Genomic DNA, 14,284 nt, shown 5'->3' with positions numbered 1-14,284 from the left:
TTCAGTACATGGTTCTGTCTGTTCAAAACCTGCGTGTGCAGTATGGCGCGCGCGTCCTGTTCAATGACCTTTCCTTTACAGTGGAGGATGGGGAAAGAATTGCCCTCGCGGGCCATAACGGCGCGGGGAAATCCACGCTGATGAAGTGCATCGCCGGTTTGAATGAACCGGATTCCGGCTCCATTATCAAATCCAGGCATTCCCAGGTGGGTTATCTGCCCCAGGAAGGAATTCATATCCGAGGGCGCAGGCTGATTGATGAAGCCATGTCCGCCTTTGCGGACCTGATGGATCTTCAGGAGCGCATTGATGTCCTGACGCGGGAAATGGCGGGGCTGGATCCCCGTTCCGCCGCCTACTCTGAAGTTCTCAATGAAATCGGGGAACTGGAACTGGTGCTGCATGCCCATAATTCCGCCCGGCTGCGTCCCCGGACGGAATCCATCCTGCGCGGACTGGGATTCAAAGACAGGGATTTTGACCGGGATTGCGGAGAATTTTCCGGCGGCTGGCAAATGCGCATCGCATTAGCCAAACTGCTGCTCCGGGAGCCTGAAGTGCTGCTTCTGGACGAACCTACCAACCATTTGGACATCCAGTCCCAACGGTGGATGGAACAATATCTGCGCTCCTACCGGGGCGCTATCATCCTTATTTCCCATGATGTGGCGCTTCTGGATGCTCTGGTTTCCCGTACGATTGCTTTTTACCACGGCCGGGCGGAGGAGTACGCGGGCAATTTTTCCTATTTTCTGAAAGAAAGCGTGCTGCGGAAGGAAATTCTGCTGCGCCAGAAAAAGGCTCAGGACCGGGAGATTGCCAAAACGAAGGAATTTATCGACCGTTTCCGTTATAAAGCCACCAAGGCTTCTCTGGTTCAGTCCCGCATCAAGCAGTTGGAAAAAGTGGAACTGATTGAGGTGGAAGAGGATGATGCCGTCATGAACTTTCACTTTCCTGCTCCTCCCGCTGGCGCCCATTCTGTGGTCAGGCTGGAAAAGGTTTCCAAACATTATGGTTCCGTTTCCGTTTTTGAGAATGTGGATTTTGAAATCGTCAAGGGGGACCGCATTGCCATTGTAGGAGTAAACGGGGCGGGGAAATCCACATTTTCCCGCCTTATTTCCGGCGGAGAGGCCCCCAGTTCCGGCAGCGTGACCATGGGACGCCATACGCAGGTAGCTTTTTTCTCCCAGACGCATGCTGATGATCTGGATCCGGATAAAACGATTCTGGAATGCGTGGAAGCTGCCGCCACGCGGGAATCTGCGCCCATGGTCCGGAATCTGCTTGGCTGTTTCCTGTTCCGGGGGGATGACGTACACAAGCGCGTTGGCGTGCTTTCCGGAGGCGAGCGCTCCCGCGTGGCGCTGGTGTGCATGCTTTTGCATCCGGCCAATTTCCTGATTCTGGATGAACCGACCAATCATCTGGACATCCAGTCCCAGCAGGTGCTTCAAAAGGCTCTGTCCGAATATCCGGGTTCCTACTGCATCGTTTCCCACAACCGCAGTTTTTTGGATCCCATCGTGACGAAAGTGCTGGAATTTGTACCGGGAGAGAAACCGCGCGTTTACCTGGGCAATGTTTCTGATTATTTGGAAAAGGTGGAGAGGGAGCAGGCCCTGGCTGCCGCAGCCGCCTCACCCCCCTCCGGAGCGGCGGAACCGGGCGCCGGATTGGATCGCAAGGCACGCAGGCGCATGGAGGCGGAAATCCGTCAGAAGAAGACGCGCCTGCTACGTCCGCTTCAGGAGAAACTGGAGCTGCTGGAAGAAGAAATAGCGCGGCTGGAAACGGAAAAGACGGAAATTACTTCTCAATTGGAGCGTCCGGAAGTGGCGGCTGATACGGAAGCCGTCATGGAGCTTACCTCCCGTTTTCAGCAGACGGACCGGCAGCTGGAAACCTGTTTTACGCAATGGGCAGATCTTTCGGAAAAGATTGAAGAGACGGAAGCGCGCATTCAAGAAGAGGCGGAAAGAAGCGTTTCCGGGAGCTGAGGGGATTTTCTTTAGGAAACTTTGTTGTTGCCGGATATCTAATCCGGAGACAAGCTTTTCCGCAACGTGATAAATGAATGTTTGTCCGTTGCGGGAAATCATAAGCCTGGCATGTCCTGAAAGCGGCTTCCGTCCATTTCCCTGCAAGGGGGGAAGATATTGAGAACCGGAACGGGAAAAATCAGATTTCTTTCAGGATGGCCTTTTCTTCCCGCTTTTCCGTGTTTTTTTCCTGTACTCTGAAATCGTGACGCCGAACAGGGTAAGCAGGATCCCCGCCAGGGATATCCAGGTCAGGCGTTCCCCCAGAATGATGGCTGAGGCCACCACGGCTACGACCGGTACCATGTAAATGTAAACGCTGGACTTGACGGCTCCCAGAATTTCCACCACGCGGTTCCAGGTCAGGAAGCACAGTGCGGAAGCGAACAGGCCCAGATACAGCAGGTTAACGGCATTGACGGGTTTTGCCATCAGACGCCAGTCCATATTTGCCGGAAGGACCCACAGGGCGGGGATCATCAGCGCGATGCCATAGAAAAAAATGCGGCGCGTGCAGATGATCATGTTGGACGTGTTGACGCCGATTTTTTTCATCAGAATGGAATACGCCGCCCAGACAAAGGCCGCTCCCAGAGCCAGGATGTCTCCCGCCGGATTCAGTTCCAGCACGAAGGCTCCGTTTGCCATGATGAGGAAGATACCCGTAAAGGCGGCGGCAAAACCCAGGAAGAAACGGCGGGAAAAGCCTTCCCCCTTCAGCAGGAAATGAGCCAGAAGGGCTGTGAAGAAAGGAACCACTGCCACGATAATCCCCACATTGGAGGCAAAGGTATAGGTCAGGGCGATGTTTTCCAGCAGGAAGTACAGGGTAACCCCGGTCAATCCCGCTCCGGCGAACAGGAATTCCTTTTTCCAACCGGAGAATGGAAGAAACCGCGGTTTCAGGCACCAGAGAAAAGCATATCCTATTACAAAGCGGGTGAAGAGTACCGTGACGGGTGTGAAATCCCGCAAAAGCACCTTGGTGGAGACGAAAGTCGTTCCCCAGATGAGAATGGTCATGAGGGCGGCTGCATGGCCCAGGGTACGCTGGCGGGAACTCATTGCATCATGGTGCGGGTGAAGGGGGCGTTTCCAGCGTCAGGCCCAGAATTTCCGCCGGTTCCTGATTTTTGTTCCAGACGGCGTGCAGAACGCCGCCGGGAACGAGCTGGGATTCGTACTCGTGAACCGTTCTTTCTTTTCCGTCAAGCATGACAGAGACCGTTCCACGGGTGACAATGAATAAATGAGCGTGGGCATGGCGGTGCGGGGAAAGGGGGCCGCCGCCGCCGGGGGCTATTTTGGCGAAAGCTCCGCCTTTCAGGATTTGCTGCCCGTCCGCAAACAGGTTCCTGGCCTTGAAGCCCGTATGATCGGGAATGGGAGAAAAGGCGTCCATTCGTTTATTTGCGTGCCAGGTCGTATCCGTCTTTGCGGTCTTTGATGACCCAGCCCAGCGCTGCCACTTCCGCCCTCAGACGGTCGGCTTCCGTCCAGTCCCGGTTCTGTTTGGCCTGCCAGCGCTGATCCGCCAGGATGCGAACTTTTTCCGGGGCTTCCTCCCGTTCCTCCTCTGGAAGAATAATGCCGAAGGCGGCCAGGATAAAATGGAAGGCATTCCGCAGGCGGAGCGCCTCCTCCGGTGAAAGGGAGGGGATATCCGCCTTTTTGATGGCGCTGAAAACATGGCCCAGGGCTTCCGGAGTGTTCAGGTCATCGTTCAGGCTGTCCCATGCCGGCTGGAAAATTCCCAATTTCGGGAATGCCGCGCAGAATTCCTCATAGGAGGGAACGGAATCCGTTCCGGAGGCGTTCCTGAGCTGCGTGTCGAATTTGGCCAGGCGGTTCAGCGCGGCTTTAGCGTCTTCCAGCGAGGAAAGGGTAAAGTTCAACGGACGGCGGTAATAGCCCCCCGCCAGTACGTACCGGACCGCGGACGGCTTGTGGCCCAGTTTGTCCAAATCCGCCAGCGTATACATGTTGCCCAGGGATTTGGACATCTTGCCGCCGTCCACCAGAAGGTGCGTGATGTGGAACCACAGGCGCGCGAAGCCGCCTCCGCAGGCGCAGCGGGACTGGGCCACTTCGTTTTCATGGTGGGGGAATACCAGATCCACGCCGCCGGAATGGAGATCAAAGTCATTGCCGAAGTATTTATGGATCATGGCGGAGCATTCCAGATGCCATCCGGGGCGTCCTTCTCCCCAGGGAGAGGTCCAGAAGTTGTCGCCGTCTTCCGGCCTGCGGCTCTTCCACAGCACGAAGTCTGCCACGGAATCCTTTTCATATTCGTCTGCGTTGGACCGGGTATTGGCGGTTTTTCCTAAATCCAGTTCACGTTCGTCCAGGTGGGAAAGCCTTCCGTATTCCGGGAAGGAGGAAATTCTGAAATACACGGAACCGTCTTCCGAGACATAGGCATGGCCCTTTTCCACCAATGTTTGGACCATCCGTATCTGTTCGGGAATATGGCCCACGGCGGAGGGTTCCGCATGGGGAGGCAGGCAATTAAGGGCGGCGCAGTCCCGGTGGAACAGGTCCGCCCAGCCTGCGGTGAATTCCGCCAGGGAAACGCCGGCTTTTTGAGAATCCCGGATGGTTTTGTCATCCACATCCGTCAGATTGCGAATGTGCGTGGTGGGAACCCCCCCCAGCTCCAGGACGCGGCGGAAGACGTCCTGCATCACGAAAGTGCGGAAATTGCCGATGTGGGCCGGGCCGTACACCGTGGGGCCGCAACAGTAAAAGCGCAGTGTTTTTCCATCCATGGGGGAAATGGCCTGGGCCGTTCTGGTGCGGGTATCGTAAAGGTGTAACATGGCGGAACGATTAGAAGGGAAGAGGGCTTTCCGGTCAAGCGGGAAAAGAAAGCCGGGGATCCGCGGTTGTCCGCGTCCCCGGCTTTGAAGAAATCAGAGGATGGCGAGAGAAAAGGAAACGCTATTTGTCCGCGTTTTGCTGGCCCTTTTTATAATTCTCGTTAATACGTTCGATTTCCTCCTGGGTGATGAATTTTTCCCGGTAGGGTTTGTTTTCCACAGTGCGTTCCAGAGTATAGCCGAAACGCTTCTGGAAATGTTTCTTGTGGGTTTCCATTTTCTTTTCAAACTCTTCCAGGCTTGGACGGTTCTTGTGGCTGCCCCACGCGGTTTCGGAAACAGCCATGGCGCGGGGGTAGGTCATGTACATCAGCAATTCGCCGGAGGGAATCCATTCCGCCCACATGCAGAGGTTGATTCCCTTGATGTGCTTGACGTCATTCTTGTCCCGTCCGTTGCGGGGATCGAAGTTGTAGCAGTCTTTCAGCAGGATGGGAGCTCCGCCGGGCCGGGCGCGCACGTCGTCCGCCGGGAATTTCATCTGGGTACGCGCCAGGTAGTACTTGAACTGGGGGGTGACGATGAGGTCGATGCCCTGTTCCTTCGTCTTATCAATGCAACGCGGGAATTCTCCCGGCAGCCAGGACATGACGGTTTCCCCCTTGTGGTAATAGCTCTTGTTGATGTCATACCAAAGGATGGGCTTTTTCCGGTGCTTGGAGAGTATGGCCGTCAGGCTTTTCGTGAAATCGCTCATCTGGACTTCCACATTATCCCCCTGGCCCTTTTTGGCTCGGGCGGCCTGGCAGTCCGGGCATTTCTTCCAGTCTCCCATGGGGCATTCGTCACCGCCGATGTGGATGTACGGGAAAGGGAATATCTGCTGGACGGTATTGAAGGTATCCTTAAGAAACTTTTTGGTGGCCGGTTTCTGCGGGCAAATCAGCTTGGAGGAAACGCCGCCGTGCGTCCATACCTGGGCCCGTTTGGTGTTGCAGCAGAATTCGGGATAGGACGCGGCCAGGGCCATATTGTGGCCCGGCATTTCCACTTCCGGCAGCACCTGGATACCGCGCGCTTTGCAGTAGGCTACCAGGTCCTGGAGTTCCTTTTTGGTATACATGCCTTCATTGGCCAGCAGGGAATTGTTCTGGTTTTCCGGAGCGGAAGGGCGGACGGCGCCGATGGTGCGGAGCTTGTCGTAGCCCGGCACGGGGAGACGCCAGCCCTGGTCTTCCGTCAGATGGAGATGCAGGACGTTGTATTTGTAATAATGCATGGCGTCCACAAAATTGTAGATCTCCTTCATGGGATAGTGGTAGCGGCCTACGTCTACCATCATGCCGCGCCAGCCGAAGTCGGGGGAATCCTGGATGCTGCCGCAGGGAAGGCCCTCAGGAGTATCCGAAAGCTGGTCCTGGAGCTGGAACAGGGTCGCCATGGCCATGGCCTTCCCGTTGGGCGTGGTATAACGGAGTTCCACGCCGCCGGGCGTCAGTTTCATGGCATACCCTTCATTGCCCAGTCCGGCGACTTTTTGCTCATGGATGATTTTGAGGTTTTTGGTAGTTCCGGAAGTTGTCGTCACGTTGACGGGCTCCGGAATAATGTTGTAGGGATTGGTTCCGGCCCAGCAGAGGGAACCCAGGAACGCTGCGGCTAGCAAAATTGATTTCATGCGGCGCCGTATAGTAATGGTTGTTGTTTGTGTGAGGATTTAAACCCTGTCCCTCCGTCGTCAATGGCGTGTTCCGGACAACCGTGTTTCGGGAGGAACGGTGAATGGCGGCGTCAATCTCTGGAGGGAGCGCAGTCCCACTGCGGCTTGACGGCCAGTTTGCCGGTGGCCCCGGGGAAGCCTTCCGGTACCTGGTAGTCTTTGCGGAGCTTGCCGTACAGGGTTTTGAGTTCTTTCACGGTTTCCGCATATTCCGGTTTGTTGATGACGTTGTGCATTTGGGCCGGGTCCTTCTGGTTGTCAAAGAGCATCCATTCGTCGCTGGTCCAGATATAGGACAGCGTGTAGCGGTCCGTGCGCAGGCCGTCATGGCGCGGAGCGTTGTGTTCACCCGGATTTTCGTAAAAAGCGTAGTAAAGAGAACGGTTTTTGAAATCCTGATGTTCTCCGGTCTTGAACAGGGGAGTGAGGCTGCGGCCCTGGAAGGTATTCATATTTTCCTTGGTATTTACCCCGGCCACGTCGCAGAAAGTGGGAGCATAATCCAGTTCCTGCACCATGGCGGAGGAGCGCACGCCCGGCCTGATGTGGCCAGGCCATCTCATGATGAGGGGCATGCGGAAGGATTCTTCAAAAATCCAGCGCTTGTCGTACAGGCCGTGTTCGCCCATGTAGAATCCCTGGTCTCCGCAGTAGAGCACCAGCGTATTCCTGTCCAGGCCGTTCTGTTTCAGATAGTCCATGATCTGGCCGATGCTTTCGTCCACGGAAAGAACGGTGCCCAGATAGTCTTCCATATAATGGCGCCAGCGGCGCAGCAAAATGTCGCGCTGCGTTTTGATTTTCCCGTTTTTAATATCTTTGACAAGCTGTACAGTACGGGCCTTGTGGTAGTTGTACCAGGCTTCCTTCTGCTGCGGGTCCATGCGCACCCATTCCGGCATTTCCCAGTCATACTGAGTATGCAGGGTCTTGGATTCCGGGCAGGAAAGCATTTTCTGGATGTCTTCCGGGACCACCTCCTTGATCAGGTGCTCGTCAGACCATACGTTGAAATGGTTGAGCAGGGTTTGTTCCGTCATTTTCAGGAATTCCGGGCGGTCTGCAAAATCGTCTTCCAGATTGGCGGGCGGGTCAATGGCGTCCGCATACTGTTTGGCGCGGCCCAGATTCTGAATGGAGGGGCACCAGCAACGGTGGGGTGCCTTGTGACCCACGACGAGCATGAAGGGTTTGTCCTTGTCCCTCTGGTCCAGCCATTTGAGGCTTTTTTGCGTGACCAGTTCCGTGGCATAGCCGGGTTCCGTTTTCACCACGCGTTTGCCGTCCTTGCCGGGAGTGATGAAATCCGGATTGAAATAGTTGCCCTGGCCGGGGAAAATTTCCCAGTAATCGAATCCGGTGGGGTCGGATTCATATTTGGACGTATCTCCCTTGGCGCCCGGCGGGATGGCTTCCAGGTGCCACTTGCCGACAATGGCCGTCTGGTAACCGGCCTTTTGGAGCATTTTCGGGAAAGTGGGCTGGGAACCGTCAAAGGGAGCCGCATGTTCGTTGAAGAGGTACCCGTTCATATGGGAGTGGCGGCCAGTGTAGATACAAGCCCGCGAAGGTCCGCACAGGGAGTTGGCGCAGTAGCTCCGGTCAAAGACCATGCCTTCGTCCGCCAGTTTGCGGAAGTTTGGATAAGGCATGGGAGAATCCTTTTCACAGGTGCCCAGGGTCTGGTAGGAATGGTCGTCGGTGACAATGACCACGATGTTGGGGCGCTGGTCCGGCGTCTGCTTTTGAGGCTGGTCCGCGGAAGCGGACAGGGGACAGGCCGCAAGCATCAGGGCGGTGGCGGCATGACGGTTCATTGTTAAAATCATGAATTAAACAGGCAATGGTTGGAGAGGGGGGAAGCGGCGGAATTTGTCCGCAAGGGCATTCCTGCCGGTACGGAAAAGACCACATCCCCGAAAGAAAAAATGCTGGAAGAGAGTTTTAGGAAAAATAAAACATCAGTTTCATATTTCAATACAAAAATGGGGATGGAGCGGAAGCCCATGAATAAACCGTTCCGCAGCCGGACGGCAGGGGAAAAGCCGTTCAGGTGCCACGTGGGCCGGAGCGCTTGTTCCGGCCGTTGTTTTCATGGGATTCTTTCTGTTCCAGGAGCCATGTTCTATCTTCAAGGCTGAGCTTTTTCAGGGATGTTCTGCTCTGGTGTCCGTCCAGCTCCTGAAGCCAGAGGGTCTGGGTCTTTTCCGAATAACGGGAAAGTTTGGCGAAGACGGTATTTCCGTTGACTCCTGTCCAGACCCGGTAGCCTTTGGGAATCAGCGTTTTTTTAAACTCTTCATATTGCTGCTTCGCCAGTTTGACGCTGTTCTTGATCTGGTCAAAATAAAGGGCGTTTTGTCCGGTATAATAACCGCGCAACGTATCCACTTTGGAGCCGTCCGGAGACATGACCAGAAGCACGGGCGTTCCTCTCACGCCAAACAGGGAGGGAGCCTTTTTCACATACTCCAGCATCTTCTGGCGCTTCCTGTAAACAGGTTCGCTTTCAAATTTTTCCGCCTGGTCGTAACAGACGCGGACGACATTCCTTTTCGCCCAGTCTTCAAATTCCTTCGTATGGAGGAGTTCTGCCCCCAGCTTTTTGCTGGGAGGGCTGCCCACGGAATGGTGGAACCAGATGAGAATGGGTTTTCCGGTACTCTGGGCTTCCCGGAGGGCGGTGGGATAGCTTTGGATCCAGCGTTCGTTTTCCTTACGCTGGGCGAAAGCTTCTTCCAGCCCGGGGATGGGGGCGTCCGGGTCATGAGCGTCCGTGTAATAGACGGCCCCGCTGTCTGCCCTGGTCATTTCCTCCTGTGTGGTGGCGGTAAGATGGGTGGCCTGTTGCTGATTCGGGGTAGTGCTCAACAGCCCCGTCGGCACATTGGCGATGGAATTGGTCTTGTTATCCTGCATGTATTCCGAAAGGCTTTTTTTTACCTTCGGTTCTTCCTGTTCCGGAGAGGTTCCCACGCAGGAACAGAGAGCCGCGGACGCAAACAGGAACATGGACAGCCGGGGCAGACTCATGACTGACCTGATAGCATAACAGGGAAAAATACGCAACCGGGAATTGTTCAACGGTCGCAGCGGTTTCAGTATTTCTTGGCTTCCTGTTCCTTCTGCTTCCGGTCCCGTATGGCGATATCCAGGGGGGTGCATGTAGCGGTCGTTGATGTGGCTCGCCCTGCCGGTGCGCAGCTTCTTTTCGTACCGTTTGCCCCGGTTTCTCCTGAACAGGAATTCGGACTCCGGAACGCGGCCCACGGTCCGGTAGATCAGCTCGTCGATTTCCTCCTTTTCCCGGTAGCCGGCAGCCTGATGTAGCATTCCTCCTCCCGGGAATGGTTGGGGAAGTAGTGCAGGAAGTGTCTCATGGTCCATTTTCATCCATTGAATCCTGATGGAAAGGCTGTTTCTGGCGCTTTTGAACGAATGTTTGCTACGGAAGAAGGACCACGTGAAGTGGCTCATTTAGCCGGGGCATGAATGCTCACCAAAACGCAGGCCGCGAGAACCCGGGAAAACAGAAACAGTTCCTTGTTATACTCTCTATCATCAGAGTAATGGGAAGGAAATCTGCCGATTAAAACGCGAGTAATACCCTGTTTTCCAAAATAGCCAATATATTCTCCCTGCAAATAAACTGTTTTCCCATATTCAAACGGAAAAACGATATAAAGCCGGGAAGAAAATGGGTTAATCCCCCGTTTTCAGCACCTTGATGAACGCTTCCTGCGGAATGTTGATTTTTCCGATGGCCTTCATGCGCTTTTTGCCTTCCTTCTGCTTTTCCAGAAGTTTGCGCTTGCGGGTGACGTCCCCGCCGTAGCATTTGGCCGTCACGTCCTTGCGCATGGGGGAGATGCTTTCCCGGGCAATAATCTTTCCGCCAATGCAGGCCTGAATGGCGACGGTGAAGAGCTGGCGGGGAATGACGTTTTTCAGGCGTTCCGCCAGTTCCCTGCCGCGGGAGGCTGCCTTGTCCTGGTGAACAATCATGGAGAAGGCATCCACCGGTTCCCCGGCGATGAGCATGTCCATTTTAATGAGCTTGGCGGCCTGATAGCCGGCGTATTCATAATCCATGGAGCCGTAGCCTCGCGTCATGGATTTGAGCTTGTCGTTGAAATCCACCAGAATTTCCGCCAGAGGGACGGTGCAGGTGAGCATTACGCGCATATCGTCAATGGTCTCCGTATTGTCCACGCTGCCGCGTTTTTCCAGGACAAGTTGCATGATATCCCCGATGTATTCCCCAGGAAGCATAATGAACACCTTGACGATAGGTTCCCGGATTTCCTGAATTTCCTGCGGTTCCGGGAGCAGGCTGGGATTGTCCACATTGATTTCCTCTCCATTGGTCTTGGTGACCTCATAAATCACGGAGGGGTAGGTGGAGATGATATCCATGTTGAATTCCCGGCGCAGACGCTCCTGGATGATTTCCATATGGAGCAGGCCAAGGAAGCCGCAACGGAACCCGAAGCCCAGAGCTACGGAAGATTCCGCCTGGAAGGAGAAAGCGGCGTCATTAATCTGAAGCTTCGCCATGGCCGCTTTCAGGGCTTCAAAATCGGAGGAATCCACCGGATAAATGCCGGAAAAGACCATGGGGCGGATTTCCTTGAAACCGGGCAGGGGGGATGGGCAGGGGCGCATGTAATCCGTATACGTGTCCCCGATCTTGACATCAGCCGCGGATTTCATGTTGGCGATGATGTAGCCTACGTCGCCGGCTTCCAGGGAATCCGTTCGGGTCATTTTGGGGGTGAAGATACCCACTTCCTTCACTTCATACACTTCGTCCGTTGCGAAAAGTTTGACTTTCATGCCGCGGTGCACGCTGCCGGAAATGACGCGCACATAGGAGACTACGCCGCGGTAGGCGTCGTAAACGGAATCGAACACCAGGGCGCGCAGAAGGCCGTCCTGTTCCGTTTCAGGCGGAGGGATGCGCTGAACAACGGCTTCCAGAATATCATCAATGCCGATGCCCATCTTGGCGGAGGCATGGATGGCTTCCTCATGGGGGATGCAGACGATGTCCTCCAGCTGGCGGTATACTTTGGGCAGGTTGGCACTGGGAAGGTCAATCTTATTGATGACGGGGATAATGGCCAGGTTCAGATCCATGGCCAGGTGCATGTTGGCAAGTGTCTGGGCTTCCACTCCCTGGGCCGCGTCCACAATAAGAAGGGCTCCCTCGCATGCCGCCAGGGAACGGGACACTTCATAGGAGAAATCCACATGGCCCGGCGTATCCAGAAGATTGAGCTTGTAAGTCTTTCCGTCCCCGGCCTTGTAGAAAATGGTAACGGGGTGGGACTTGATGGTGATGCCCTTTTCCCGCTCCAGATCCATGGCGTCCAGAAGCTGATCCTGCTTCTCCCGTTCGGAAATGGTATTCGTCTTTTCCAGCAGCCGGTCGGAAAGGGTGGTCTTTCCGTGGTCGATGTGAGCGATAATGGAGAAATTGCGAGTCAGTTCAATGGACATGGTGGTCTCTACCCTTCTAACATGAGTGCCCTGTGCGCGGGGAGGGTAACATAGCCCATGCGGCGGTCAAGACTTGAACATGACTGCCTCCCGTTCCCTGCCGCGTCGGCTTCATTCGCTCCGGGAAAACCGTCATTCATGACAGGGGCTGCGCCGGGAGATTGAACGTGAGGGAAGAAGGAAGGCTCTCAACTGGTACAGGCACGCGAACCTTTTCCCGTGCGGCCATTTCTTACCAAGCCAGCATATGAAATCTTTTTTAGCAGCCATTTTAAGCCTATTTATTCCCGGCCTCGGCCAGTTGTACAAGGGCCACTTTGTCCAGGCCATTCTCTGGTTCCTGGTGGTAGGTGCGGCTTACGGCCTCCTGTATTGGTTCATCTTTGCACTCGTTCCTATTGTCCTGCATATCATTTGTATTTTGCAGGCCTATTTCATGGACAATGAATGATGCCTGCCGTTTCGGCTTCACGGCCAGGATGGCCGAAAGAGCAGAGCATCCTGCGCACCGGCAGCGGCATTCATTCCCTGAGGTTGCGGAAGGAATGCGCCGTTCATAGCGGCGTCATTCTTCTTGATACCGGTATTTGCAATGTTAACGGGTTTGTTGGTGCCAGTGGAATCCGCGGATTCTTTTTTAACGGACTTCGATTTGTTTACAGGGGAAACGTCAGCACAACTGTTTTGAATTTGTTAATGACCCCGTCTGTCTTGAAAAATCGGATCGGATGGGAGACGTTGATTCTTCAACAAATAGGATTTTGAATCCGGTATCAATAAAAAAAATTGGTGGTAAGAAAATTATAGAAATCAATATTTTGTTCTTACCGATATTCTATCTATAATTTTTGATATATTATTTATTGTAATTTTTTAACAATAAATATTTTATCGATAAATTCGGATTCAAAATCCGCTATCTCCGTTTTATAGTTACTAACATTAGTAAACGATGGAAAAAATACTGGGAACCACAATTGTATTGCTGGGGGCTGCCGCTCTTTCCGCAACGGCCGCAACCGTCCAGATTGATCTGTCAGGGTATGATTCAGGAAGCGATGTTAATTCTTCCTTCCAAGCCTACCGTGGCGATCCTTCCGCCATGGCGAATCACTTGAATGAGTGGTTGGCGAATTCTTCCGGATGGTGCGGATCTAAAGCCAATACATCTTCTGAAACCTCAAGTTATTTTAAAAGCGCTGTTGGGAGCGAAGACGGTTCTGTAACGGTGACCTATACCAATAGACGGGGATATGGCGGTTCCGGCGTAGGCCTCAAAGTTTCCCTGGATGCTGCGGGGTATTCTGCTGATGCTTTATTCTTCTCTGACATTCACAGTGGATTTGGCTACCTCCACCGGCGGCACTTATCGGGTTTATCTGGCCTACCAGACGGAAAATGGCTGGCAGGCGGTAGAGTCGCAGGCGACGTCCGGCACGATTACTGTGACGGCAGATCTTTCCGGAAACAAACTGACTTCTGAAAACGTTTATGTATTCGTTGAGTCAAATCAGGGAAGGGGTAATGATTCTACATTCACGGCTTCCATGACGGGAGAATTGGCTTCAGTGCCGGAACCTGCCACGGCTTCCCTGGGACTGCTGGGACTGGCCGCCCTGATGATGCGCCGTCGCCGGTCTTAAGGCATCCTGCCGGCAGACAAATTAATCATAGGACGGTCTCCGCATGGAGGCCGTCTTTTTTATTTTTACTGGAGGGGGATAACAGAATGCAATGTACCGGGAATCGAGTATTCCCGGCTATGGAAAGAAAAACTGCCCGGAAAATTATTTTTCGCCATGCTTCAGGTTTATTCTTCCAAATAGAGAGGCCGGGATGTTTTTGTTCTTCATCCGGATGTTATCTTTGTTTCTGGAAATTTTTTTACAGAGCAGGTTTCCTCTGGAAATGAATGAGAAATTGTTTCCTAATTGATCATCTGCCGGATACAATGGTTTCCGCAACAGAAATGTTGATATCTTGGCCGTTTGTTCTTGTAAAACGTCATTTGAATTAATCATCCTTTTTGGAAACAGGCCAAAGGAATAATCTTCCGATAAACAAAAACTCAGAGCCGTTCCGGAATTATTCCGGAACGGCTCTGGAGGGCCAGGAGGAAGGCTTTTCGGGGGTGGGTGGGGTGCCTTCTCCTTGGGTTTTCTTTCTTTTAGAAGTCGTAGCGGTAGCCGACGCTT

12 protein-coding genes are annotated in these 14,284 nt (G+C 53.9%); 4 read left to right on the top strand and 8 right to left on the bottom strand.

Annotated elements, in window-relative coordinates; translation table 11 throughout:
* The first annotated feature begins 8 nt into the window (after positions 1–8).
* Positions 9–2,003, top strand: coding sequence for an ABC-F family ATP-binding cassette domain-containing protein (locus BHW66_RS07270; protein WP_046434493.1), 1,995 nt, complete (start codon positions 9–11; stop codon positions 2,001–2,003).
* 192 nt (positions 2,004–2,195) lie between these two features.
* On the opposite strand, the gene BHW66_RS07265 is transcribed toward BHW66_RS07270, so the two are convergent.
* The 7 genes from BHW66_RS07265 to lepA form a co-directional block, all read right to left on the bottom strand.
* Positions 2,196–3,110 carry a DMT family transporter gene (locus BHW66_RS07265; RefSeq protein WP_046434495.1) on the bottom strand — a complete coding sequence of 305 codons (915 nt, stop codon included), beginning with the start codon at positions 3,108–3,110 and terminating at the stop codon, positions 2,196–2,198.
* Positions 3,111–3,114: 4 nt separating this feature from the next.
* Entirely contained in the window at positions 3,115–3,447 is a 333-nt protein-coding gene (locus BHW66_RS07260) for a cupin domain-containing protein (protein ID WP_046434497.1), read from the bottom strand.
* 4 nt (positions 3,448–3,451) lie between these two features.
* Complete coding sequence (gene cysS / locus BHW66_RS07255; protein WP_046434499.1) at positions 3,452–4,867, bottom strand: cysteine--tRNA ligase; 1,416 nt, start codon at positions 4,865–4,867, stop codon at positions 3,452–3,454.
* Between the two features lie 121 nt (positions 4,868–4,988).
* Complete coding sequence (locus tag BHW66_RS07250; RefSeq protein ID WP_253822234.1) at positions 4,989–6,545, bottom strand: beta-N-acetylhexosaminidase; 1,557 nt, start codon at positions 6,543–6,545, stop codon at positions 4,989–4,991.
* A 113-nt stretch (positions 6,546–6,658) separates the two neighbouring features.
* Entirely contained in the window at positions 6,659–8,404 is a 1,746-nt protein-coding gene (locus tag BHW66_RS07245) for a sulfatase (RefSeq protein WP_102738513.1), read from the bottom strand.
* A gap of 232 nt (positions 8,405–8,636) precedes the next feature.
* Positions 8,637–9,920, bottom strand: a complete 1,284-nt coding sequence (locus tag BHW66_RS07240; RefSeq protein ID WP_046434503.1) for a thioredoxin fold domain-containing protein — start codon at positions 9,918–9,920, stop codon at positions 8,637–8,639.
* 369 nt (positions 9,921–10,289) lie between these two features.
* Positions 10,290–12,089, bottom strand: a complete 1,800-nt coding sequence (gene lepA, locus BHW66_RS07235) for a translation elongation factor 4 (RefSeq protein WP_012420077.1) — start codon at positions 12,087–12,089, stop codon at positions 10,290–10,292.
* Between the two features lie 247 nt (positions 12,090–12,336).
* Between lepA and BHW66_RS07230 the strand changes: the two genes are divergently transcribed.
* The 3 genes from BHW66_RS07230 to BHW66_RS07220 all read left to right on the top strand — a co-directional run bounded on the left by BHW66_RS07230 (position 12,337) and on the right by BHW66_RS07220 (position 13,732).
* Complete coding sequence (locus BHW66_RS07230) at positions 12,337–12,540, top strand: hypothetical protein (RefSeq protein ID WP_022197112.1); 204 nt, start codon at positions 12,337–12,339, stop codon at positions 12,538–12,540.
* The gene (locus BHW66_RS07225; protein WP_102732478.1) at positions 12,537–12,854 is read left to right on the top strand and encodes a hypothetical protein; all 318 of its coding nucleotides are present in this window, start codon (positions 12,537–12,539) and stop codon (positions 12,852–12,854) included. The genes BHW66_RS07230 and BHW66_RS07225 overlap by 4 nt, the downstream gene beginning before the upstream one ends.
* Before the next feature lie 545 nt (positions 12,855–13,399).
* Complete coding sequence (locus tag BHW66_RS07220; protein WP_286688986.1) at positions 13,400–13,732, top strand: PEP-CTERM sorting domain-containing protein; 333 nt, start codon at positions 13,400–13,402, stop codon at positions 13,730–13,732.
* A gap of 144 nt (positions 13,733–13,876) precedes the next feature.
* Here the strand turns inward: BHW66_RS07220 and BHW66_RS07215 are convergent.
* Positions 13,877–14,284, bottom strand: a 408-nt coding sequence (locus tag BHW66_RS07215) for a hypothetical protein (RefSeq protein ID WP_286688985.1), incomplete at its 5' end; no start/stop codon positions are given.

The sequence above is a fragment of the Akkermansia sp. 54_46 genome (assembly GCF_001917295.1).
In the GTDB taxonomy this organism is placed as follows: Bacteria; Verrucomicrobiota; Verrucomicrobiia; order Verrucomicrobiales; family Akkermansiaceae; genus Akkermansia; species Akkermansia muciniphila.
The sequence above is the reverse complement of the archived record's forward strand: the minus strand, read 5'-3'. Positions and strand labels throughout refer to the sequence as shown.